Origin of the sequence: Massilia sp. CCM 8734 (genome assembly GCF_011682155.1) — a bacterium.
Lineage (GTDB): Bacteria > Pseudomonadota > Gammaproteobacteria > Burkholderiales > Burkholderiaceae_D > Telluria_A > Telluria_A rubra.
Genome location: NZ_WHJI01000005.1, coordinates 125924 through 149768 on the forward strand (window position 1 = coordinate 125924; position 23845 = coordinate 149768).

Annotated in this window: 15 protein-coding genes; 12 read left to right on the plus strand and 3 right to left on the minus strand. The window is 65.8% G+C overall.

The window, feature by feature from the left end:
* Positions 1-6 precede the first annotated feature (6 nt).
* Positions 7-531, plus strand: a complete 525-nt coding sequence (locus tag F2P46_RS06990) for a hypothetical protein (protein ID WP_166886668.1) — start codon at positions 7-9, stop codon at positions 529-531.
* On the opposite strand, the gene rsgA is transcribed toward F2P46_RS06990, so the two are convergent.
* Positions 494-1555 (minus strand): ribosome small subunit-dependent GTPase A, encoded by a 1062-nt coding sequence (gene rsgA, locus F2P46_RS06995; protein WP_166886671.1) that lies wholly within the window; start codon positions 1553-1555, stop codon positions 494-496. The two genes, F2P46_RS06990 and rsgA, sit on opposite strands and share 38 nt — an antisense overlap.
* A 332-nt stretch (positions 1556-1887) precedes the next feature.
* On the opposite strand from rsgA, the gene F2P46_RS07000 reads away from it, so the two are divergent.
* The 11 genes from F2P46_RS07000 to F2P46_RS07050 all read left to right on the plus strand — a co-directional run bounded on the left by F2P46_RS07000 (position 1888) and on the right by F2P46_RS07050 (position 18691).
* Complete coding sequence (locus F2P46_RS07000) at positions 1888-2496, plus strand: cysteine dioxygenase (RefSeq protein ID WP_166886675.1); 609 nt, start codon at positions 1888-1890, stop codon at positions 2494-2496.
* 43 nt (positions 2497-2539) lie between these two features.
* Positions 2540-4057, plus strand: coding sequence for an NYN domain-containing protein (locus F2P46_RS07005; RefSeq protein ID WP_166886677.1), 1518 nt, complete (start codon positions 2540-2542; stop codon positions 4055-4057).
* A gap of 325 nt (positions 4058-4382) precedes the next feature.
* Positions 4383-4808 (plus strand): hypothetical protein, encoded by a 426-nt coding sequence (locus tag F2P46_RS07010; RefSeq protein ID WP_229509128.1) that lies wholly within the window; start codon positions 4383-4385, stop codon positions 4806-4808.
* Positions 4809-5276 (plus strand): metallophosphoesterase family protein, encoded by a 468-nt coding sequence (locus tag F2P46_RS07015; protein WP_166886680.1) that lies wholly within the window; start codon positions 4809-4811, stop codon positions 5274-5276.
* Between the two features lie 60 nt (positions 5277-5336).
* Positions 5337-6830 carry a sodium:solute symporter gene (locus tag F2P46_RS07020; RefSeq protein ID WP_166886683.1) on the plus strand — a complete coding sequence of 498 codons (1494 nt, stop codon included), beginning with the start codon at positions 5337-5339 and terminating at the stop codon, positions 6828-6830.
* Between the two features lie 34 nt (positions 6831-6864).
* Positions 6865-8724 carry a signal peptide peptidase SppA gene (gene sppA, locus F2P46_RS07025; RefSeq protein ID WP_166886686.1) on the plus strand — a complete coding sequence of 620 codons (1860 nt, stop codon included), beginning with the start codon at positions 6865-6867 and terminating at the stop codon, positions 8722-8724.
* A gap of 419 nt (positions 8725-9143) precedes the next feature.
* Positions 9144-10430 carry an efflux RND transporter periplasmic adaptor subunit gene (locus tag F2P46_RS07030; RefSeq protein WP_166886689.1) on the plus strand — a complete coding sequence of 429 codons (1287 nt, stop codon included), beginning with the start codon at positions 9144-9146 and terminating at the stop codon, positions 10428-10430.
* A 40-nt stretch (positions 10431-10470) separates the two neighbouring features.
* Entirely contained in the window at positions 10471-13569 is a 3099-nt protein-coding gene (locus tag F2P46_RS07035; protein WP_166886692.1) for an efflux RND transporter permease subunit, read from the plus strand.
* Positions 13566-16775 (plus strand): efflux RND transporter permease subunit, encoded by a 3210-nt coding sequence (locus tag F2P46_RS07040; protein ID WP_166886695.1) that lies wholly within the window; start codon positions 13566-13568, stop codon positions 16773-16775. Before F2P46_RS07035 ends, F2P46_RS07040 begins: the two co-directional genes overlap by 4 nt.
* Positions 16776-16783: 8 nt before the next feature.
* On the plus strand, positions 16784-18181 hold the full coding sequence (locus tag F2P46_RS07045; protein WP_208296533.1) for an efflux transporter outer membrane subunit: 1398 nt from the start codon (positions 16784-16786) through the stop codon (positions 18179-18181).
* Positions 18182-18190: 9 nt separating this feature from the next.
* A complete protein-coding gene (locus F2P46_RS07050) occupies positions 18191-18691 on the plus strand; it encodes an SET domain-containing protein (RefSeq protein WP_166886700.1) in 501 nt (166 codons plus the stop codon).
* Between the two features lie 2 nt (positions 18692-18693).
* Here F2P46_RS07050 and F2P46_RS07055 read toward each other — a convergent pair whose 3' ends face one another.
* Positions 18694-21735, minus strand: a complete 3042-nt coding sequence (locus tag F2P46_RS07055; protein ID WP_229509142.1) for a WG repeat-containing protein — start codon at positions 21733-21735, stop codon at positions 18694-18696.
* Positions 21736-21914: 179 nt separating this feature from the next.
* On the minus strand, positions 21915-23843 hold the full coding sequence (locus F2P46_RS07060; RefSeq protein ID WP_166886706.1) for a WG repeat-containing protein: 1929 nt from the start codon (positions 23841-23843) through the stop codon (positions 21915-21917).
* Positions 23844-23845 lie beyond the last annotated feature (2 nt).

Consider the following 23845-nt stretch of genomic DNA (forward strand, 5'->3'; position numbering starts at 1 on the left):
AAATTGATGAGCATGAATGCGGTGAACAGCGATCCGCCGGACCCTGAAAACAAACGCGCGTCTGTTGCGGGCGGCGGCGGACCACCTTATGATGCCCATATGGACCGTCGCCTCACCGTGCTTGAAACGCGTTTCGACACAATCTTGCCGACCTTGGCCACCAAAGCCGATCTGGCTGAGCTGCGTCTGGACGTTGAAAGAATGCATCTCGATCTCCGTACTACGCTGACCGTTGAGGTGCACACCGCATTGACGAGCACGATGAGGTGGTGCGTCGCACTCGCCATGACCGTGGTATTGAGCGTCGTCGGCCAGGGTCTCTATTTGAACAAGCAGGTCGCCGATATCGCGGCGCGGGTACCACCTGCCGGGGTGCCGTCAGCACTGGCCCCGGACCGCCCGCCTGCGGCGCAGCTCGCATCTGCTTCCCCGCCGCAAGCGGGCGCCGCAAGCGGGCGCCGTGACAGCGCCGCGCTGATCCGCTCCCGATCGCTCAGTCGCGCTGCCGGGTCTTGGCGTTGTGCGCCTTGATGACCACCTTCCACTTGTTGCGCGCCGCGATCCGGTCCAGCGGCGTTTGCTGGCTGCGCCGTGCATCGCGCAGCAGCTTGCGGTAGTTCAGCAAGCGGTCCGGATCGACCGCCCCGCGCACCGCGCAACCGGGTTCCTCCTCATGCGCGCAATCGCGGAACTGGCAATGCTGCGCCAGCTCGCCGATATCGTCAAAACTCGCCGCCAGCGCCTCTTCATCGGCATCCGGCTGCCACGAGCGCAGGCCGGGCGTGTCGATGATGCAGGCGCCGCTCGGGCACTGGTGCAGCGAACGCGCGGTGGTGGTGTGGCGCCCGCGGTTGTCACCCCGGCGCACGCCGCCGGTTTCCTGGTGGCTTGACGAGAGCGCGTTGGTCAGGGTCGACTTGCCCGCGCCCGAGGTGCCGAGCAGGATCAGGGTCTGCCCCGGCGCCAGCCAGGGCGCCAGGATGCGTGCCGGTTCGTCGCCCAAGGCGTTGAGTGCGAACGCCTGCACCCGGCGCGGCAGGCGCTCCGTGAGCTGGCGCATGCGCTCGTCGACGTCAAGCCCGATATCGGCCTTGGTCAGCACCACCACCGGCTCGACGCCGGACGATTCGACCAGCGCCAGGTAACGCTCCAGGCGGCGCAGGTTGAAGTCGTGGTCCAGGCCCATGACCAGCAGCGCGGTATCGACGTTGCTGGCCAGGCACTGGCGACGCCCGTCGCTGGCGCGCCGCGCGATATGCGTGACCGGCGCCAGGCGCTCCGACAGCCACTGTTCGCCGTGCGCATGGGGTTCGGCCAGCACCCAGTCGCCCACGGCGAGGGCGGCGTCGCGTGCCTGCAGCGACTGGACCAGTTTATTGAGCGAGCGCGCGCGCGATTCGGCGACGCCGTCGTGAATGACGGCCCAGTCGCGGTGAACTTCCGTCACGCGCACCAGGCGCGTGCCTTCGGGGGCCTGGTCGATGGTGGCGAGTTGGCTGGCGACCGATTGCGTCAGCCCGATAGTGCGCAGTGATTCAAAATCGATGTGGATCATGATGAGGGTGTGTTCCCGGATTCGTTCGCCCGCGACGCGCGCGGGCACAAGCCGCGCGCAACAGCACGCAGGCAAAAAGAAAACGGAGGTCGGCGCGCGATCGGGCGCGCATCAACACACGAGGCTCAGTCCGGACTCAGTCCGGAAAATACGGCAGGCAGGCGGGTTGTGGCGGGATCAGGCGGCCGACAGGAGGGCAATATCATTCGTATGCATGGTGTAATCTCCCGTGGAAGTCAATAGAAGCTGGCAGTGTGCCAGCCGGGCGCGGGCGCGTCAAGCGCGCGGAGGATGCTATATTCGCTGCACCCGGCCCACAGGAAGATATAGCGATGAACAACCCGTCCCGCCTGCACGACTTCGCACGTGCCTTCACCAGCCTTGTCGATACGGCCGCACAGGACGAAGCGCGCCTTCTCGAACACGGCAGGCCGCTGCTGGCCGCCTTGATCGCCCACGACGACTGGCTGCCCGCCGCATTCGCCGCACCTCACCCGGACCGCTATCAACAATATCTGCTCCATTGCGACCCGCACGAGCGCTTTTCGGTGGTCAGTTTCGTGTGGGGTCCGGGCCAGGCCACGCCGGTACACGACCATACCGTGTGGGGCATGGTGGGCGTGCTGCGCGGGGCGGAACAGTGCGAGGAATTCGCGCCGCCGGCCGGCCACGGGCCGCTTGCCGCCCTTGGCGCGCACTATCTGCCGGCCGGCGCGATCGACGTGGTGTCGCCGCGCGTGGGCGACATTCACCGCGTGTCCAACGCCAGCGCGGGTGCGGTCTCGGTCAGCATCCACGTGTACGGCGCGGACATCGGCCGCATCGCACGCCATGTGTACGATCCCGTCACCGGCGCGGCCAGCCGTTTTGTGTCCGGTTACACCAACATCGCCACACCCGACGCCAGGCAGCCATTGCCCGGATCGGGTTGTTGCGTATAATCCAAGATCAGCTTGGCAAAACCATCATTAGAGAACAGATCATATGGCTTCATCCTCAGACAACATCAGCATGGCTGTGTTTTGCGACTTCGAGAACGTCGCACTCGGCGTGCGTGACGCGAACTACGAAAAATTCGACATCAAGCCGGTCCTCGAACGGCTTCTGCTCAAGGGCAGCATCGTGGTCAAGAAGGCGTACTGCGACTGGGAGCGCTACAAGGGCTTCAAGGCCACCATGCATGAAGCGAACTTCGAACTGATCGAGATTCCCCATGTGCGCCAGTCCGGCAAGAACTCGGCCGACATCCGCCTCGTGGTCGATGCGCTCGACCTGTGCTACACCAAGTCGCACGTCAATACCTTCGTCATCATCAGCGGCGACTCCGACTTTTCGCCGCTGGTGTCCAAGCTGCGCGAAAATGCCAAGCAGGTGATCGGCGTGGGCGTCAAGCAGTCCACCTCGGACCTGCTGGTGGCGAACTGCGACGAATTCATTTTCTACGACGACCTGGTGCGCGAAGTAAAGCGCGCGGCCGCCAAGCGCGACGAGCGCAAGGTGCAGCCGCAGGCAAAACGCTCGCCCGACGAAGGCAACCGCCGCAAGGAAGAACTCGAATCGCGCAAGGCCCAGGCCATCGACCTGGTGGTCGAGATGTTCGATGCGCTGGTGTCCGAACGCGGCGACAGCGGCAAGATCTGGGCTTCGCTGCTCAAAGATACCCTCAAGCGCCGCCGTCCCGACTTCAACGAGACGTACTACGGTTTCCGCACTTTCGGCAACCTGCTCGAAGAAGCGCAAAACCGTGGCATGCTCGAATTCGGCCGTGACGAAAAATCTGGCGCCTACGTTTACCGCAGCAACAATGCCAGCGCCAACAACAACCACCAGTCGCACGCGGTGGAGCTGCAAGCTTCCGCCGTGCAGGACGCGCCAGCGCCAGACGATGTCGCTGAAGAAGCGCCAGCCAAGCCGGAATCGTCGCGTCGCGGACGTGGTCGCGGTGGCCGCAACCGCAACGACAACGACACCGTCGAGGCGGTCGCGCCGGATGTTGTGGAGTCCGAGGATGCGGCCGAGCTGTCGGACGCCGCGCCGGTAGCAAGCGTACCGGCCTGGTACGACCCGCAGCCGGAAGCGGTGGAGGCGGCGCCGGTCGTTCCCGAGTCGTCGCGCCGTCGTGGCCGTGGAGGACGCAACCGCAACGAGCCTGTCGAGGCGAGCGTGCCGCAGGCGGTCGAGCCGGTGGCAGCGGCCCCCGCATGGTACGACCCGGCGCCGCAGGCCGACGAATCGGCGGAGCCGGTCGACGCTGAAGTGACGCCCGAGCCGCCGGTGCGGGAAAAGCGTCGCCCCGCGCGCAAACCTGCGGCAAAGAAGGCGGCCAAGCAGGCCGACGTGGCCCCGGCTCCCGAGGTGGCGCCAGAGCCGCAACCGGAACCGGTAGTGCTGGAGCTGCCGGCGGAGCAGGGCGATGAGGAAGCGCCTGCCAAGCCAGCCAAAAAAGCCATCGCGCGCAGCCGCCGTCCGGCCAAGCCGAAGGCCCCGGCCAAAAGCCAATAGCAAGCACCACGCGCAGGGGCGCCATGCCCTTGCGCGATGTCGCTGGCGGATTCACGCCGTAAATCCGCCAGCGACCAGCATCTCTGGTCTCCGTCACGAACGACGCTCCCGGCCCCGCCAGGTAAGCGACCGCATTGGCCACATCGGCCCCCGTTCCATAGCGTCCCATCGCAATGCCCGGCTTGACCGCCTCAGCAATCGCTGCGTCGTCCGGATTCATGTCGCTGTCGGTCGGGCCCACGCATCAAAGCGGGCCGCTGCACGCAATCGCAAAATGGTGCAAACTTCATGCTCTCGCCACGAACGCCCGAAAAGGAAGACCGCCATGCGTATGCTCACTGCCGTTGCGCTGTTTCTGGCCGTCCTCGCGCCCGCTGCGCAGGCCGCGCCGCCGGCGGCCAGCCATCCCATTCTCGGCATCTGGAAGCTGACCTTGCCCGACCGTAGCTGCTCCGAGACCTATCGCTTTCGCGGCGACGGCACCACGCTCGTCACCAGCGCGGCCGAAGTGTCCGAGAGCCGCTTCGAGATACCGGCCAAACCGAGCGCCAGGGGCTTCTACAAGCTGGTCGACCGCTACGTCAAGGGCAACGGCAAGGAGGATTGTTCGGGCGCTGTCATGAAACCCGACGCCTCGGTCACGCACTTCGTTCGCTTTCACCCGTCCGGCACCTTGTTCGTGATGTGCGCCGCCGAATCGTTCGACGCCTGCATCGGCCCGTTCCGGCGCGTGGCGGGGCAGGGGATCTGAATGCTGCGCATCGGCGTCATCTCCGACACGCATGGCTTGCTGCGCCCGGAGGCGGTCGATTTTCTCGCCGCTAGCGACGCCATCGTGCATGGCGGCGATATCGGCAATGCCGACATCCTGGCCCGGCTGGCCGCGATTGCGCCCTTGACGGTGGCGCGCGGGAATAACGACAAGGGCGGCTGGGCCGCCGCTGTGCCGGCAAGCGCGACGCTGGAGGTGGGCGGCGTGCGCCTGTACGCGCTGCACGATATCGCCGATCTCGATGCGGCCGCGCTGCCGGGCGATGTGAAGGTGATCGTGTATGGACACTCGCACCGGCCGCTGGCCGAGCAGCGGGGAGCGCTGCTGTACCTGAACCCTGGCAGCGCGGGGCCGCGCCGATTCAGCCTGCCTGTGACGGCGGCCGAACTGCTGGTCGATGGCGGGCAGGTGAGGGCCAACATCGCCCTGCTGATTCCACGGGCTTGACGGCGGGGCAGGCGCGGCACAGTGTATATTGCTGCCGGTTCGATCATCCAACGGAATGTCATGTCACCGGCTCTACTTCTCTGCATCCTCATCGCCTACTTCGCCCTGTTGCTGGGCGTGGCCTGGGCCACCTCGCGCAACGCCACCAACGACAGCTTCTACATCGGTAACAAAAGCAGCAACTGGAAACTGGTCGCCTTCGGCATGGTCGGCACCACGCTGTCCGGCGTGACCTTCATCAGCGTGCCCGGCGCGGTCGGGCGCGACGGCTTCGGCTACATGCAGATCCTGATCGGCTATGTGATCGGCTACATCGCGGTCGCCTATATCCTGCTGCCGCTCTACTACCGCCTGAAACTGACCTCGATCTACGACTACCTGAACCAGCGCCTGGGCCGGCGCGCCTACCAGAGCGGCGCGTCGTTCTTCATCCTTTCGCGCCTGCTGGGCGCCACCGCGCGCCTGTACCTGGTCGTGAACATTTTGCAGGCCATCATCCTCGACAGCCTCGGCGTGCCGTTCTGGCTCACCACCCTGGTCATCCTCGGCATGATCCTGATGTACACCTACCGGGGCGGCGTGAAAACCATCGTCTGGACCGACACCCTGCAAACGAGCTGCATGCTGTTCGGCCTGCTCGCCTGCATCGCCATCTTGCTCAGCCAGATGGACCTTTCGGTCGGCCAGAGCCTGGCCCGGATGCACGAGCAGGGCTTGTCGCGCGTGTTCACCACTGCCGTCGACAGCCCCAATTTTTACCTCAAGCAGATCATCGCCGGCGCCTTCATCGTCCTCACCATGACCGGCATGGACCAGGAGATGATGCAAAAGACAATCTCGGTCAAGACACTGGCCGACTCGCAGAAAAACCTCCTCAGCCTGACCGCGATCCTGGTCGTGGTGCTGTCGCTGTTCATGTTCCTCGGCGGCCTGCTGCACCTGTACGCGCCGGGCGCCGGCGTGACCGCCAGCGGCGACAAGCTGTTCGCCGCCGTCGTCATGGGCCACTTGCCGGTAACGCTGCAGATTATCTTCCTGATCGCGCTGATCTCGGCCCTGTTCCCCAGCGCCGACGGGGCCATTACCGCGCTCACGTCCACCGTCTGCATCGACTTGCTTGGCCTGACGCGCCGCCAGGACCTGTCGGAGCGGGACAAGGTGCGCTGGCGCCAGCGCGTGCACCTCGGCTTCGCGGCCCTGTTCCTGGCGCTGGTGATGGCCTTCAAACTGGTCGACAGCCCCAGCATGATCGGCGTGATCCTTAAAGTGGCCAGCTACACCTATGGCCCGCTGCTTGGCCTGTTCGCCTTCGGCATGCTGACCGAACGCACCCTCAGGGACCGCTGGGTGCCGCTGGTGGCCATCGGCGGACCGCTTATCTGCGCTTTCCTTGAATATAATCAAACATTGCTGTTGGGAAGTTATCGCCTCGGGCTTGAGTTGCTCATGATTAATGGCATATTGGTGTTTGCCGGCTTGTGGGCTATTTCCCGGCCCGCCCAGGCCCGCATTTCCGAACGGGATGCGGCGATTTCGCTTACAGTAGACGTTTAGCTTTTTACCCACCTCATTTTCCGCCGGAGTACCGATGTCATTTAAACCTTTGTCCACCCTACGCCGCGGTTTCGGCATGTTCTGGAGCGCGGTCGACAGCACGCGCCGGGGCGTGCTCAATGTGCTCTTCCTGATCATCGTGGTCATCCTGCTGATAGCGATCTTCGGCGGCGGCGTCAAGCCGATGGCGACCAAGACCGCGCTGGTCCTCGAAGTCAAGGGCGACCTGGTCGAGCAGCACAGCGGCAATGTGCGCGACGCGCTCATGGCCAATGTCGGCGGCGGCGACGTGCGCAAGTCGGTCCAGCTGCGCGACGTGCTCACCGTGCTCGATAGCGCCGCCAAGGACCCGCAGATCAGCAGCGTGCTGCTCTTGCTCGACCAGATGGATGGCGCCGGCCTTGCCATGCTCAATGAAGTCGGCCTGGCCGTTGAACGAGTCAAGGCGGCCGGCAAGCCGGTGATCGCCTGGGGCGGCAACTTCGACCAGCGCCAGTACCGTATCGCCTCGCACGCCACCCAGGTATATATGCATCCGATGGGTTCCGTCCATATCGAAGGCTTCGGCCGCTATCGCAACTACTACCGCGATGCGCTCGACAAGGTCGGCGTGACGGTCAACCTGATCAAGGTCGGTACCTACAAGAGCTTCGCCGAGCCGTACATTGGCAACGGTCCGTCGCCGGCCGCCGCCGAAGCCGACGCCTTCCTGTACAACGCCCTGTGGGCCGGCTACACCGCCGACGTCGAGAAAAACCGCAAGCTGCCGGCCGGCTGGATCGCCCAGAAAATCGACGCGCTGCCGGCGCTGATGGAAGAAGCCGGCGGCGACACCGGCAAGCTGGCCGTGACCACCAAACTGGTGGACGGCCTGAAAACGCGCGACGAAGTGCGCGCCATGATGATCACGCGCGGCGCGCCGGATGATGACGGCAAGAGCTTCCGCCAGGTTGGTTTCGACGAATACCTGGCGCGCCTGCGTCCGCCCATGTTCGGCGACGGCGTCGGCGTGATCGTGGCCGCCGGCGAAATCAGCGACGGCAATGCGCCGGCCGGCTCGATCGGCGGCCTGTCCACCGCGAACCTGATCCGCAAGGCGCGCGAAGACAAGCAGATCAAAGCGATCGTGCTGCGCGTCGATTCGCCAGGCGGCAGCGCTTTCGGCTCGGAACTGATCCGGCGCGAGCTGGAACTGACCCGCGCCGCCGGCAAGCCGGTGGTGGTGTCGATGGGCAGCGTGGCGGCCTCCGGCGGCTACTGGATTTCGATGGCGTCCGACGAAGTGTTCGCCGACCGCGCCACCATCACCGGTTCGATCGGCGTGTTCGCGATCCTGCCGACGGCTGAAAAAGTGGTCGACAAACTGGGCATCCACACCGCCGGCACCACCACCACCTGGCTGGCCGACGCCTACAACCCGATGCGTCCGCTCGATCCGCGCTTCACCCAGGTGATCCAGAGCAGCATCAACCATATTTACAGCGAGTTCACCACCAAGGCCGCGGCGGCGCGCAAGACTACCCAGCCGAAGATCGACGAAGTGGGGCAGGGTCGCGTATGGACCGGCGTGCAGGCCAAGGAACGCGGCCTGGTCGACACCATCGGCAGCTACACCGACGCGCTCAAGTCGGCCGCCAAGCGCGCCAAGCTGGCCGAGGGTTACCGCGTGGCCTACATCGAGCGCGATGTGTCGGCATTCGAGCGCTTCGTGACCATGTTCGGCGCCAGCGCCGCGCAAGCGGTCAACATCGAGGTCAAACTGGGCCTGATGCCAACCGGCGTGCCAGCGAGCGCCATGACCGAGGTGACCAGGGAACTGGGCTGGCTGTCCGAAATGACCAACGGGCGCAAGCCGTTCGCGGCGGTCACCCACTGCATGTGTACCGCGCCGTAACACTGCTGACGTAAGCATCGTCGCTCCCGCGCAGGCGGGAGCCCAAGTCCCGCGATAGCCGCCGAAACTTGGACCCCCGCCTGCGCGGGGGCGACGGTTCTCGGTTGGAGGCCGGCCCGTGCTGCCTCGGCGTCAGTCAGAACGCCCCGACATGCCCGGCGCGGCCCAGGCTCCCGCCGTCAATTTGTAGCGAGTTTGTAACGCCATGTAGTTTGTTACAAACTCGCCCGCAGCGCCTCGTCTCCCTGTGAAAACACCGCCGCCGCCGCGCCACCCGCGCCGGTGGCGGCGTGCGCACGTCCTTACAGTGCACAAATCGCCTCGTTTTGGCGCCCGTTGCCCCTTCCGCGAAACATGCTTTTCGCCTTCTCCATGCTAGAGTTGCTTCAACAATCGTTGCAATCAAGACAAGGAAAAGCATGGACCCATCACCTTCCCAGCCACGGCGCAGCCGCCGTACCAAGATCATCGGTAGCGTGATTGCCGTGCTCGCCATGGCCGGACTCGGCGGACTGGCCTGGTACCTGACCCACCAAAGCCCGGCCGGCAGCCCGGGCGGCGCTCCCGGCGCGGCGGCCGGCCCCGGTGGCCCGGGCGGCGGCGGTGGCGGTGGCCGTGGGGGACGCGGCGGCGGCATGGCCACCACCGTCGGCGTGGCCAGCGCCGAACGCACCGACATCCCGGTCACCCTCGACGCCCTCGGCACCGTCACCGCGGCCGCCACGGCCACGGTGCGCCCGCAGGTATCGGGCATCCTGCAAAAGGTCCACTTCAGCGAAGGGCAGTTGGTCAAAGCCGGCCAGGTGATGGCCACGATCGATCCGCGCCCGTTCGAGATGGCGCTGATGCAGGCGAGCGGCACGCGCCAGCGCAACGAAGCGCAGTTAGAGAGCGCCAAGGTCACGCTGGAGCGCTACCGCACCCTGCTCACGCAGGACTCGATCGCGCGCCAGGAAGTCGACACCCAGGCCGCGCTGGTCAAGCAGTTGCAAGGCACCGCCATGACCGACCGCGCCGCCGAAGGCGTGGCACGCCTGAACCTGGGCTACACCCAGGTCAGGGCGCCGATCACGGGCCGGGTGGGCCTGCGCGTGATCGACATGGGTAACCTGGTCGGCAGCGGCGACGCCAACGGCATCGCCGTCATCACCCAGCTCTCGCCGATCGATGTCGAATTCGCGGTGCCGCAAGACCGCGTGCCCGACCTGCAGGGGCGCATCCGCGACAGCGCCAGCCTGCCCGCCACCGCGTTCGACCGCACCCGTACCACCTCGCTGGCCAAAGGCCAATTCAAGGCGCTCGACAACCAGGTTGATGTGCAGACCGGCACCGTACGCGCCAAGGCACGCTTCGCCAACGACGACCAGGCGCTGTTCCCCAGCCAGTTCGTCAACCTGCGCCTGGAACTGCGCACCATCAAGGACGCCGTCATGGTGCCGGTGACCGCGCTGCGCCACGGCAGCACGGGCGACTTTGTGTATGTGCTCAATCCAAGCGAGCGCACTGTCGCCGTGCGGCCCGTCACGCGCGGCCAGGCAACCGTCGACAAGGTGGAAGTGAAAACCGGCCTGAAAGCCGGCGAACAGGTGATCACCGAAGGCGCCGACCGCCTCAAGGATGGCGCCAGAGTGACCCTGCCGACCGACAAGCCGGCCGCCGGCGCCGCTGGCGGACGTCGCCGCCAGCGCGAAGGAGCGCCGCGATGATGGTGGCGCCGATCTTGGCACATGATGCGAGGGGCGCGCGATGAATCCTTCAGCCCCGTTTATCGCCCGCCCGGTCGCCACGTCGCTGCTGATGCTGGCGATCGTGCTGGCCGGTTTTGTCGGCTTCAAGTTCCTGCCGCTGTCGGCGCTGCCGCAGGTCGACTTCCCCACCATCCAGGTGCAGACCCTGTACCCCGGCGCCAGTCCCGAAGTGATGGCGCGCACCGTCACGGCGCCGCTGGAACGCCGCTTCGGCCAGATGTCCGGCTTGCAGCGCATGAGTTCCACCAGCGCCTCGGGCGTGTCCATCGTTACCCTGCAGTTCGGCCTTGGGCAAACGCTCGACGTGGCCGAGCAGGAGGTGCAGGCGGCCATTAACGCCGGCGGCTCGCTGCTGCCGGCCGACCTGCCGGCGCCGCCGGTGTACGCCAAGGTCAATCCGGCCGACGCGCCGGTGCTCACGCTTGCCATCACGTCGGACACGGTGCCGCTGACCGAGGTGCAGAACCTGGTCAACACGCGCCTGGCGCTGAAAATCAGCCAGGTGTCGGGCGTGGGCCTGGTCACCCTGAGCGGCGGACAGCGGCCGGCGGTGCGCATCCAGGCCGATACCGGCGCGCTGGCAACCTACGGCCTCGGGCTGGACACCTTGCGCAGTGCGATTTCGGGCGCCAACGCCAACAGCGCCAAGGGCAACTTCGACGGTCCCACGCGCTCTTACGCGATCAACGCCAACGACCAGCTCCTGACCGTGCCCGATTACGAAAAACTGATCGTCGCCTACCGCAATGGCGCGCCGGTGCGCCTGTCGGACGTGGCCAGGGTGGTCGACAGCGCCGAAAACGTGAAACTGGGCGCGTGGGCCAACATGAAGCCGGCCATTATCCTGAACGTGCAGCGCCAGCCCGGCGCCAACGTCATCGCCACGGTCGACGCCATCAAGGCGCGCCTGCCCGAACTGCAAGCGAGCCTGCCCGGCGCGCTGCGGCTCGACGTGCTGTCGGACCGCACCACCGGCATCCGCGCCTCGGTCACCCACGTCGAACTCGAACTGCTGCTGGCCGTGGCGCTGGTGGTGCTGGTCATTTTCGCCTTTTTGCACAGCGTGCGCGCCACGGTCATTGCCAGCCTGGCCGTGCCGATCTCGCTGATCGGCACCTGCGGGGCCATGTACCTGCTCGGCTACAGCCTGAATAACCTGTCCCTGATGGCGCTGACGATTGCCACCGGTTTCGTGGTCGATGACGCCATCGTCATGATCGAAAACATCGCGCGCTACATCGAAGAAGGCGAAACGCCGATGGCGGCCGCCGTCAAGGGCGCCGCGCAGATCGGCTTTACCATCATCTCGCTGACGGTGTCGCTGATCGCCGTGCTCATTCCGCTGCTGTTCATGGGCGACGTGGTGGGGCGCCTGTTCCGAGAGTTCGCCATCACGCTGGCGATCACCATTCTGATATCGGGCGTGGTGTCCTTGACCCTGGTGCCGATGATGTCGGCACGCTGGCTGCGCAGCCATGAAGACGAAAAGCCGGGGCGCATGGCGCAACGCACCCAGGCGTTTTTCGAGCGCGTGATCGTGCGCTACGACCATGCCCTGAACTGGGTGCTGGCGCGCCAGGGATTGACCTTGCTGGTCGCCCTGGCCACCCTGGTGCTCACGGCCGTGCTGTACATCCTGATTCCCAAGGGTCTGTTCCCGACCCAGGATACCGGCCAACTCCAGGCGCGGGTGGAGATGCGCCAGTCGATTTCGTACGACCGCATGGCCGAACTGCAGCAAGCGGCCGGCAAGGCGATCCTGGCCGATCCCGATGTCGAGTCGCTCAGCTCCAATGTGGGCGTCGATGCGGCCAACAACACCATGCTGCACACCGGCCGCATGCTGATCAACCTGAAACACGACAAGGCGTCCAGCCAGGCCGAGATCATGGAGCGCCTGCGCCGCCGCGTGGCCGATGTGGCGGGCGTCACGCTGTACCTGCAACCGACCCAGGACCTGACCATCGACGCCGAAAGCGGCCCGACCCTGTACCGCGTTTCGCTCGAGGGCGCCGACAGCGCCACCGTCAGCCAGTGGGCAGCAGCCCTGGTCAAGCACCTCCAGCAGAACAAGCAGGTGACCAATGTGGTCACCGACGCCGGCGCCACCGGCACCTCGGCGTTCGTGAGCATCGACCGCGACACGGCCTCGCGCCTGTCGGTCACCGCCGCCTCGATCGACGACGCTCTGTACAGCGCCTACGGCCAGCGCATCGTCTCGACCATCTTCACCGAGACCAACCAGTACCGCGTGATCCTGGAAGCGCAGCGAGACGCGCAGATGTCGATCGCCAGCCTGGGCCAGTTGCCGATCAAGACCGGCTCCGGCAAGACCACGCCGTTGTCGGCGGTGGCAAGCATCACCGAGCAGCCGGCGCCGCTGCAGATCACCCACGTGGCACAATACCCGGCCACCACCATCGGTTTCGATACCGCGCCGGGCGTCTCGCTCGGCCAGTCGGTCGAGGCGATCCGCGCCGCCGCGCTGGAAATCAAGCTGCCGGCGTCGGTCAGCATGACCTTCCTCGGTGCCGCCGGCGCCTACCAGGCGTCGCTGTCGAACCAGCTGTGGCTGATCCTGGCGGCGGTGGTATGCGTCTACATCGTGCTCGGCGTGCTGTACGAAAGCTATGTGCATCCGCTGACGATTTTGTCGACCCTGCCGTCGGCCGGCGTGGGCGCGCTGCTGGCGCTGATGATCAGCGGGCAGGATCTGGGCGTGATCGGCATCATCGGCATCATTCTCCTGATCGGCATCGTCAAGAAGAACGCCATCATGATGATCGACTTCGCCATCGAGGCTGAACGCGAGAAGGGCATGGCCCCGCGCGAGGCGATCCAGCAGGCCGCATTGCTGCGCTTTCGCCCGATCCTGATGACGACCCTGGCCGCGCTGTTCGCGGCGGTGCCGCTCATGCTGGGCTGGGGCGAAGGCGCCGAGTTGCGCCGCCCACTCGGCCTGGCCATCTTCGGTGGCCTGATCGTCAGCCAGCTGCTCACGCTGTTTACGACGCCGGTCATTTACCTCGGCTTCGACAGCCTGGCGCGGCGCTGGTCGCGTAAAGACGTCGTTGCCGCGGGCGAGGTTGCCAAGTGAACCTGTCCGAGCCTTTTGTCCGGCGCCCGATCGCCACCGTCCTGCTCACGCTGGGCATTGCGCTGGCCGGCATCGGCGCGTTCTTCGTGCTGCCGGTCTCGCCGCTGCCGCAGGTGGATTTCCCGACCATCTCGGTAAGCGCGTCGCTGCCGGGCGCCAGTCCCGACACCATGTCCACCAGCGTGGCGACGCCGCTCGAGCGTCGCCTCGGCGTGATCTCGGGCGTGAACGAAATGACCTCGTCGAGCGGCAGCGGCTCGACCCGGGTTAGCCTGCAGTTCGACTTGAACCGCAAGATCGATTCGGCTGCGCGCGAAGTGCAGGCGGCGATCAGCGCCGCGCGCGCCGACCTGCCGTCCACGCTCAAGAGCAACCCGACCTACCGCAAGGCCAATCCGTCCGACGCGCCCATCATCATCCTGGCATTGACTTCCAAGACCAAGTCGCCCGGCCAGATCTTCGAGTCGGTATCGAACCTGGTGCAGCAGAAGCTGGCGCAGGTGCAGGGCGTGGGCGACGTGGAAATCGGCGGCGGCTCGCTGCCGGCCGTGCGCGTCGAATTGCTGCCATACGCGCTCAATCGCTACGGTATCTCGACCGAGGACGTGCGCGCCGCGATCCAGTCGACCAACGCCAACCGGCCCAAGGGCGCCATCGAAGGCAACGGCATGCGCCTGCAGATCTACTCGCAGGCCAGCACCGCCACCGGCGGGCGCAGCGCGGCCGACTACCGCAGCCTGGTGGTCGCCTGGCGCAACGGCGCCGCCGTGCGCCTGGACGACGTGGCGGAAGTGATCGACGGCGTCGAAAACGTCAATACGCTCGGCCTGTTCAACGGCCAGCCGGCGGTGATCGTGCTGATCACGCGCCAGCCCGGCGCCAACGTCATCGAAACGGTGGACGGGGTGCGCGCCCTGGTGCCAATGCTCCAGGCGCAACTGCCGCAGGACGTGAAGCTGGAAGTGGCGTCCGACAGCACCAACTCGATCCGCTCGTCGCTGGCCGAAATCGAGCTGACCCTGATGATCTCGATTCTGCTGGTGGTGCTGGTGGTCAGCCTGTTCCTGCGCAGCGTGCGCGCCACCATCATCCCGGCGGTGGCCACCGTGGTGTCGCTGCTCGGCACCTTCGGCGTGATGTACATGCTCGGTTTTTCCCTGAACAACCTGTCGCTGATGGCGCTGACCGTGGCCACCGGCTTCGTGGTCGACGACGCCATCGTGGTGCTGGAGAACACCGCGCGCCACATCGAAAACGGCATGGACCGCATGCAGGCGGCGCTGCTGGGCGCGCGCGAAGTGGGCTTTACGGTGCTCTCGATCAGCCTGTCGCTGGTGGCCGTGTTCATCCCGCTGCTGTTCATGGGCGGGCAAGTCGGCCGCCTGTTCCGCGAGTTCGCCGTGACCTTGTCGGCGGCGGTGATGATTTCGCTGGTCATTTCGCTCACCACCACGCCGATGATGTGCGCCTGGCTGCTCAAGCCGACCGACATCGAGCGCCAGCCGGGCCGCCTTGCGCGCTGGGCCGAACGCGGTTTCGACCGCATCCACAAAGCGTACGAACACTCGCTCGACTGGGCATTGGACAGCATTGCGCTGGTGATGCTGATCTTCGTGTTCGTGATCGGCCTCAATGTGTACCTGTTTTCCGCCGCGCCGAAAGGCTTCTTTCCGCAGCAGGACACGGGCCAGATCAGCGGCGGCCTGCGCGCCGACCAGAGCATCTCGTTCCAGGCCATGCAGGCGAAATTGAAACAACTGGTCGATATCATCCGGCGCGACCCTGCGGTGGCCACGGTGGTCGGCTTTACCGGCGGCGGGCGGGCAGGGGGCGGCTTCATGTTCATCAACCTCAAACCGGTGTCCGAACGCAGCGATGGCGGGCAAGCCGTGATCGCGCGCCTGCGTCCGCAACTGGCCAAGGTGACCGGCGTGTCGATGTTCCTCAACCCGGTGCAGGACCTGCGCATGGGCGGGCGCCAGTCCAACTCGACCTACCAGTACACCTTAAAGAGCGACAACCGCGCCGACCTCAAACTATGGGCCGGCAAGCTGGCCGATGCCATGAAGCGGCAAGCGCCGCTGGTCGATGTGGACACCGACCAGGCCGAAAACGGCGTCGAAATGTTCGTCCAGATCGACAAGGACAGCGCCGCGCGCCTCGGCATCAACCCGCGCGACGTCGACAATGCGCTCTACAGCGCCTTCGGCCAACGCCAGGTCACCACCATCTACGATGAACTGAACCAGTACAGCGTGATCATGGGCGTGGCAAAGCAGTACCAGCAGTCGCCCGAAGCATTGAACGATGTGTACGTGCCTTCGCGCGGCACGTCCAGCGCCGGCGGCGCCGCCACGCCGGCCAACACCACGGCCGCGCGCGACCCGTCCAGCGGGCAAGCCCTGAGCAGCGCGGCAACCACCATGGTGCCGCTGTCGGCGATCGCCAGCTTTGCCGAAAGCTCGACCCCGACCTCGGTCAACCACCAGGATGGCGAACTGGCGACGACGGTGTCGTTCAACCTGGCGCAGGGCAGCAACCTGGCCGACGGACAGGCCGCCGTCAAGCAGGCGGAGGCCGACATCGGCATGCCGAACAATGTGCGCGGCAGCTTCCAGGGCACGGCGCGCGCGGCCGACGAGTCGAACAAGGAACAGCCGATGCTGATCGCGGCGGCCATCGTTGTCATCTACATCGTGCTCGGCATCCTGTACGAAAGCCTGGTGCACCCGATCACGGTGCTCTCGACCCTGCCGTCGGCCGGCGTGGGCGCTGTGCTGGCCCTGCTGCTGTTCAAGATGGAATTTTCGATCATCGCCCTGATCGGCGTGTTCCTGCTGATCGGGATCGTGAAAAAGAATGCGATCCTGATCATCGACTTTGCACTCGAAGCCGAGCGCACGCGCGGCCTGTCTCCATTGGAAGCGGTGCGCGAAGCCTGCCTGCTGCGCTTTCGCCCGATCTTGATGACGACCCTGGCCGCCGCACTGGGCGCCTTGCCGCTGGCAATCGGCTTCGGCGAAGGCTCCGAGCTGCGCCGCCCGCTCGGCATCGCCATCATCGGCGGCCTGATCGCCAGCCAGGTCCTGACCCTGCTCACCACCCCCGTCGTCTATGTCGTGATGGACAAGCTGCGCCGGCGCAGTCCCGCCGAGCGCCAGCTTGGCCATCACGCCGACAACGCTGCCTCACCTAATCCACAATGAGTAATCCTATGCGCGCCATTCCGCTCCTTCGTCCGCTTCTTCATCTTCTGCCGCTGGCCTTCTTTTTGCTCGGCGGCTGCGCCGTCGGCCCGGCATACGTCAAGCCCACCACGCCCGAACCGCTTGCTTTCAAGGAGGCGCAGGGCTGGTCGCCTGCCGCCCCGGCCGATGCGCTTGACCGCGGCCCGTGGTGGATGCTGTTCAACGATCCGGTCCTGAACGAATTGGCCGCGCAAGTGGAGGTATCGAACCAGAACGTCGCCGCCGCCGTAGCCTCGTACGCGCAAGCCCGTTCGCAGGTAGCGCAGCAGCGCGCCGCGCTGTTCCCGAGCGTGTCGCTCAGTACCAGCGGCGAGCGCTCGGGCACGCGCAATGCCGGCGCGGACAATAACTACCGCCTCAACATCGGCACCAGCTGGGAACCCGACCTGTGGGGCCGGCTGCGCGCCAGCGTGGGCGCGGCCAGCGCCAACGCCCAGGCCAGCGCCGCCGACCTGGCGTCGGCGCGCCTGTCGGCCCAGGGCGAACTGGCGGCCAACTATTTCGTGGTGCGCCAGACCGACGCCCAGGCGGCGCTGCTGGCCACCACCATCGAAGGCTACCAGCGCGTGCTGCAGATCACCGGCAACCGCTTCGACGCCGGCATCGCCACCAAGTCCGACGTGCTGCAGGCGCAGACGCAATTGTCCAACGCTCGCATCGACGCCTTGTCGCTGGCGCGCCAGCGGGCCCAGTTCGAACACGCCATCGCCGTCTTGCTGGGCAAGGCCCCGGCCGACTTCAGCCTGGCGAGCGCACCGTGGCAAGCGTTTGTGCCCGAGATTCCGGTCGGCGTGCCGTCGGCGCTGTTGCAGCGCCGGCCCGACATCGCCGCCGCCGAACGGCGCGTGGCCTCGGCCAATGAGCAGATCGGCATTGCGCGCTCGGCCTACTATCCGAACATCGGCTTGAGCGCGTCGGTGGGCAACAGCGGCAGCCGCGTATCGGACCTGTTCAGCGCCTCGAGCGCGCTCTGGTCGTTCGGCTTGAGCGCGGTGCAAACCCTGTTCAACGCTGGCGCCACGCGCGCCAGCGTGGCCGGGGCCGAAGCCAGCCAGCAGGCGGCGGTGGCGCGCTACCGCCAGACGGTGCTCGATGCCTTCGGCGACGTGGAAAACCAGCTCTCCGCCACGCGCGTGCTGGCGCAGCAACTGGTGCTGCGCCGCGAGGCATCCGACTCGGCCGACCAGGTCGAGGCGCAGATCCTCAATCGCTACAAGGCGGGGCAGGTGAGCTACAGCGAAGTGGTGCAGGCCCAGGCCAGCGCGCTGTCGGCGCGGCGCGCGCTGGTGCAGGCGCAGGGCGACCGCCAGAGCACCGCGATTTCGTTGATTCAGGCATTGGGGGGCGGGTGGCAAGCGCAGTAAAATAGGCGGATGAACAGTACACCCTCCCAATCCATTCAAACCGAGCCAGCCTGCTACGAAGTACGCCGCTCCACTATCCACGGCAACGGCGTATTTGCCACGCGCGACATCGAGCCGGGCGAGCAGATCGCCGAATACACGGGCGAGCGCATCACGTCTGACGAATCGGCGGTCCGCGCCGACGCCGGCGGCGGGCCTGTCAACCACACGTTCTTCTTTTCGCTGGCCGACGGCATGGTCATCGACGGTGGCCGTGGCGGCAACGATTCGCGCTTCATCAATCACGCCTGCGAACCGAATTGCGAAGCGCAGGAAGACGAGGGCAGGGTGTTCATCTACGCGCTGCATCCGATCATGCGCGACGAAGAACTCAAATACAACTACGCGCTGATCTACGAAGAGCGGCATACGCCGGCTGTCAAAAAAGCCTTCGAATGCCGCTGTGGCGCGCCCACCTGCACCGGCAGCATGCTGGCGCCTAAAAAGCGCAAGCGCGCCAGGGCCGGCTGACCTCAGGCGCCCTTGCGGAAGGCGGGCGGTACCCGGCTTTCGTGTTTGTTATGGGTGCGTACCGCCAGGGCGTACAGGGCAGCCGTCATCAGGCGTTTCGGCACATGCGCCACGGCGTTGGAGTCGGCGCCCACCGCCACATCCACCATCGCCGCTGTAATGCGGCGTCCGGGTATCTGCGACAACACCAGTGGATTGGCGTACAGTTCCTCCAGCAGTTCCGCCTCGCTCGCCTCATTGAACGCTGTGTGCGCGATCGATGGCAGCCACTGCGCATCTGTCTTGTCGCCGAATTCGGGTTCGTAGACATCCCATAATGCGAGCACCTTGGCGGCCTCGCGCGCCGCTGGCAATGGCTGTCCGCTGGCGCGGTAAGCGCTGGCGAGAACATAGTGCATGTGGGCGGGATCATCGACATGCTTGATCGCCAGCAGCGCGTCGCCGATGGCGCCGTCCCAGTCTCTTTTCCACAGCCGCGTCCAGGCGCGCAGCGCGTGCCAGCGGCAAGCGCGTTCTTCATTCGTTCCCGGCCCCGCATGCTCGGCGATGAGTTGCGAGCAGATCGCTTCCTTGAGCGCATCTGGCACGCCGCATAACGCCTGCGTGTCGTTCTTGACGGCTGTGCGGCACAGGGCGGGCGTGCGCAGCGCTTCGGGCAGGAATGCCAGCGCCATCGGATCTTCCCAGGTGCGGAACTGGCACACCTCCGGCGTAAGCAGCGTCTCGGGAATCGTTCCCAGATCGCTGGCGCGGATTCGCCAGACCATCTCCGGCGTGATCGACGCGCGGGGAATGTAACGCAGATTATCGCTGTAACCAAACGAGGCCCCGGTGTACATCTCCTCACTGCGCAGCCACAGGGGCACCGAGCCAAGACAGGCGTCTGCGCTCAAGGCATGCAGGCAAAATTGTTGATCAACCAGACAACCCCATACCTCATCGAGGCAATAGGCGTCGAAGGTAGTGGGAACCTGCGAGTTGCGCTTGTCGCTGCGGCACCAGTCCTCATCGTCGCCGTACAGCGAACGCGCCAGGGCCAGCGCGTCGGCCGTCATGCAGTAGCCGGGGACGTCCGCTGCCTGCTCCGCGCTCTGCCGGATGACGCGTTCCAGGCGGGCCGGCGTTTGCAGGTGAGGGGGCAGCTCGGCGAAGGCATCCGCGCCAAGGTCGACGGCGAAGTCCGCAACGTCGGCGTCGATCAGGTCGCGTGGCATGTTCCTGATGGCGTGTTTCGCACCATACGACCGGGCAAACCATTCCTGCGCTGTTTGCGGCGCAGGATCTGGCTCGGCGGCCACTGGCGCTGCGGGCTGTCGTCCGGCCAGTGCCGCTTCCAGCGTCTCTTTGGACGGGCTGCATGTCAGACGGATGATGTGCCAGACGTCGCCATCGCCATTGTCGCTCTCCAGATCGATGGCCAGCCACAGCTGGTTCGATTCCGGCCGGGCCGACCCTGGCCCTGCCAGCGGACGGCGCAACGCCACCTGCCATGCGGGCCAGTCTTCGCCTGTCGACCCGGGCGGAAAGTCGGGGTCCGGGTCGGCCGGGCCGAAGTGTGCATCGAGGAGCGCCATGCAGCGGCTGTACATCGCATCGGCCATCTCCTCGCGATCAAAACAGAGAAAATCGAACGTGGCGTTCACGTTCGCGTCCAGATAGGCGTGGTAGATGCGCCGCGTGGTCCCGACCAGCCTGGCCAGCTTCTGGGCGGGATCAAGGTCGTCGTCATCTCCTTCGTCCTCGTCCTCGTCGTCGTCGTTCTCAGCGTCGTCATCGTCGATCGCGTGCAGCAAGGTAGCGATGTCGTGCAGTTTGCGCTCCGTTTCACCCATCAGCGCTTGTGCGAACGGGATCAGATGATCGGCGCTATCGAGTTGATCGAGCGGCGCATCGGCGTCCAGGTGGAAAAACAAAGAGGGGACACGCAGCGCGGGATGCGGAGCGCCTTGCCAGAGCAGCGCGCCAGCGGCGTCATGGAGCGTCGCATGCCAGGACTGCGGCCCGCCACTCTTGCACATGCGGTAGGCCACGCGCGCATCGCGGTCGAGCAGGGCGACGCTTTCATCGCTGGCGAGAAAGGCGGCCAGCGGCGTGTCCAGTTCGGCCGGCACCACCATGCGGTCATCGCCGGTCACAGGTTCAAGTACATCGGCTGGCGGCAGGGCAAAGCTGCCGTCGCTGCGCATGATGCCCCAGCGCGATTTCGCGTCGACCGGCCCCTGTGGCGTTTGCACCATGCCGGAGCAGCGCGCGACGGCGAAGCCGCTGTCGTTGAACGTCTGCGCCCAACTGACGTACAAGCCAGCATCGAGCGTGCCCTGTGCGGTGACATACCCACTGTCGTCCTCCACCGCGATCCCATGCGACATCACCGGCGACAGGCGCCGCCGGTTACGGATGATGTGCTCTCCACGCACGTTGATGTAGCCGCCGTCGTACCATTCCTGCCCGGCCTCTTCGCAGTAGGCCAGGCCTTCCTCGTTGAACGGATCGATGCGCCGGTGACAAGGCTGCAGGATCCAGTTGCCGCGCCGGTCGATCAGTCCGAACAGCTTGCCATCTTCCGACGCCGGCGCCACACCTTGCGCACCAAAGGCGAGCGCGCGCTCAAAGCGCGGCGCGATGGCCCAGGCGCCGGTGTTGTCGATGTAGCCGAACAGATCGCGCTTGGTACTGGCTACTGCCAGTCCGGTGTCGGTGAAAGGACCGGCGCTGCGAAATGCGCACTCGAATGCCGGGTTCCCGCCGACGTCGATGTAGATCCATTTATTCGCGCCGGTCTGCACGGCCGCCAGTCCCTGCGAAAAGGCCTGCGCATCTTCGTAGCGTGGCGCGATGACGGTTTGCCCGCGCACGTCCAGATAGCCCCAGCGACCTTCTCTGCAATAGCGCGCCAGGCCGTTGTCGCCAAACGCGCGCGCCTTGTCGAGCGTGGGCGCCACGATCCAGGCGCCGCGCGTGTCAACGTAACCGAAACTGCCATCGGCCGCTTGTGCCGCCGCGATGCCACCACCATGGCCATCGTCCTCGAAATACGCCAGCATATCGCTCACGGCGGGCGACGGTTCTATAACCTGGCCCTTATTGATGAACAGAAGATGGGATGTTTCGCCCCGTCCGACCAAATGATTTCGGATGAGGACTGGTTGTTCGATCATGTGATGGTCTGCCTTCTTTGTAAATGGACGTTCAGTTTTTCCGCAGATGCGATAACGGATTCGATTCAGTCGGTGCCTGGAGCTGCCGGCGAACCGCCGCCGTCACCGTCCTCGTCATCTTCCTCTTCGCCGTCATCGACGTCCTCATCCGCACGGTACGCCGGGATGCGCCCGCCAAGGGCTGCTGCCAGCGTCTCTATCGAGGGCGCGCAGACCAGCCAGATGTTGTGCCACACGTCGCCGTCACCGTAGCCAGCTTGCGTGAAGAGCACGAGCCGCAGCTGGTTGGACCCCGGCTCAAGCCCGGCCAGCGGCGGGGTGATGGGGACGCCCCACGCCGTGATGTCGGGCGGAGCGGCCTTGCCGGCGTAGCCGGGATTGCGCGTTGACGGTCCCAGATGCTCCGTCAGGCGCGCCACGCAGCGTGCGTACGTGGCATCCATCACGGCGCCCCGCGTGGAAGCAAAAAATTCGTAAGCCGCGTGCTCGTGTTCGTCAAGGTACGAGCGAAAGATGCGGTGCCGCGTGCGCAAGGATTTCTCCAGCTGGTCGGCCGCACTGACGTTGGCACCGTACTCGTCGCGGTCGCCGGGAAGCGTGCAGTGATCTTCCTCGTCCTCATCTCCGCTTGCGAGTGCTTGCAGCGCCGCGTCGATATTGCGTAGTTTGTTGGCGCTTGCGAGCACCATCGAGTCGGCCAGTCCGGCCAGCTCGCCGAGGTCGTGCAGGTCGACCAGCAGGTACTCGGGCGGGGCCGAAAAATACAGCGCTGGCGGCGCAATCGTGGAGTCGGATTGTCCGTGCCACAGCAACCGGCCCGCAGCGTCGTACAGCGCCGGGCGGGCACCGTCGGGACCCGGTTCGGCACGCAGGCGCCAGGCCACACGCGCATCGCGGTCGAGAAATGCGATGCTTGCGTCGCGCGCGAGGAAGGCAACCAGCGGGGTGTTCGCTTCCTGGGTTGCGATATCGCGGTAACGGCCCTGGGTCAGCGGTTCGAGCACATCTTCCGGTGGCCGCGCAAAGCTGCCGTCGGCTCGGGCAATGCCCCACACGGGCGCCGCATCAATGTCTTTTGGGGCGGCCCGGGCACAGGCGATTGCGAAGCCATGCTCGTTGAAGTCGCCGCACCACAGCAGGGCCGCGTCGAAGGCCAGTTTGCCCTCCGCCGTCATGCAGGTGTGGGCCGATTCGATGGCGATCCCGCAGGACATCGACTCCGACAGGCGGTTGAACGCCACGATCACCGGTGCGCCTGTGGTGTCGAGATAGCTTGCATCGTTCCATCCGTGCTTGAAAAAGGCCAGGCCGTCGGCGTTGAAGTCGTCGATCCTGTCATAGCGCGGTTCCAGTACCCATGCGCCTTTGCGGTCGATGATGCCGAACAGCTTACCGTCCTCGCTGGCCGGCGCCACGCCATCGCGTGAAAACGGCTGTGCCGACGCAAAGCGCGGCGCAATTGTCCACGCTCCGGATCTGTCGATGTAGCCGACCTGGCCGGCTGTGACGCTGGCTTCCGCCAGCCCGACAGCGGTGAACAAACCGGCGCGGGCAAAACTGGCGTCGAAGGCGAACTTGCCGCTGGTGTCGATGTAGCGCCACGCTCCTGCGGCTACCTGCACCGCCGCCAGGCCATGCTGGAATGGCTCACCCTGCGCGTACTGCGCGTCGATCACGACCTTGCCGCGTACGTCCAGGTAGCCCCATTTCCCCTGGTCGCAAAAACGTGCCGGGCCATCGGCGCTGAAGGTGCGCGCGTCGTCGAGCGTTGGCGCGACGACCCAGACGCCGCGTGCGTCGATGTATCCCGACCCGCCGCCACTTGCCAGCGCTGCGGCAATCCCGCCACCCTGGCCGTCGCCGACGAATTCGCCAAGGACGTCGGCGAGGGCGGGAACGGGCGCATGGACCTGACCCTCGTGGAGTAGCAGCAGGTCGGGCTCCTGGCCTTGTGGCGCAAAGTAGTTGCGGATAAGGGTGGGTTGGATTGTCATTA

Bases quoted from the DNA above. Each gene is read 5' to 3' on its own strand.
- F2P46_RS07030 (WP_166886689.1), top strand. From the start codon at position 9,144: ATGGACCCATCACCTTCCCAGCCACGGCGCAGCCGCCGTACCAAGATC.
- F2P46_RS06990 (WP_166886668.1), top strand. From the start codon at position 7: ATGAGCATGAATGCGGTGAACAGCGATCCGCCGGACCCTGAAAACAAA.
- rsgA (WP_166886671.1), bottom strand. From the start codon at position 1,555: ATGATCCACATCGATTTTGAATCACTGCGCACTATCGGGCTGACGCAA.
- sppA (WP_166886686.1), top strand. From the start codon at position 6,865: ATGTCATTTAAACCTTTGTCCACCCTACGCCGCGGTTTCGGCATGTTC.
- F2P46_RS07060 (WP_166886706.1), bottom strand. From the start codon at position 23,843: ATGACAATCCAACCCACCCTTATCCGCAACTACTTTGCGCCACAAGGC.
- F2P46_RS07050 (WP_166886700.1), top strand. From the start codon at position 18,191: ATGAACAGTACACCCTCCCAATCCATTCAAACCGAGCCAGCCTGCTAC.
- F2P46_RS07000 (WP_166886675.1), top strand. From the start codon at position 1,888: ATGAACAACCCGTCCCGCCTGCACGACTTCGCACGTGCCTTCACCAGC.
- F2P46_RS07055 (WP_229509142.1), bottom strand. From the start codon at position 21,735: ATGCTGGCGTATTTCGAGGACGATGGCCATGGTGGTGGCATCGCGGCG.
- F2P46_RS07005 (WP_166886677.1), top strand. From the start codon at position 2,540: ATGGCTTCATCCTCAGACAACATCAGCATGGCTGTGTTTTGCGACTTC.
- F2P46_RS07020 (WP_166886683.1), top strand. From the start codon at position 5,337: ATGTCACCGGCTCTACTTCTCTGCATCCTCATCGCCTACTTCGCCCTG.
- F2P46_RS07045 (WP_208296533.1), top strand. From the start codon at position 16,784: ATGCGCGCCATTCCGCTCCTTCGTCCGCTTCTTCATCTTCTGCCGCTG.
- F2P46_RS07015 (WP_166886680.1), top strand. From the start codon at position 4,809: ATGCTGCGCATCGGCGTCATCTCCGACACGCATGGCTTGCTGCGCCCG.
- F2P46_RS07035 (WP_166886692.1), top strand. From the start codon at position 10,471: ATGAATCCTTCAGCCCCGTTTATCGCCCGCCCGGTCGCCACGTCGCTG.
- F2P46_RS07010 (WP_229509128.1), top strand. From the start codon at position 4,383: ATGCGTATGCTCACTGCCGTTGCGCTGTTTCTGGCCGTCCTCGCGCCC.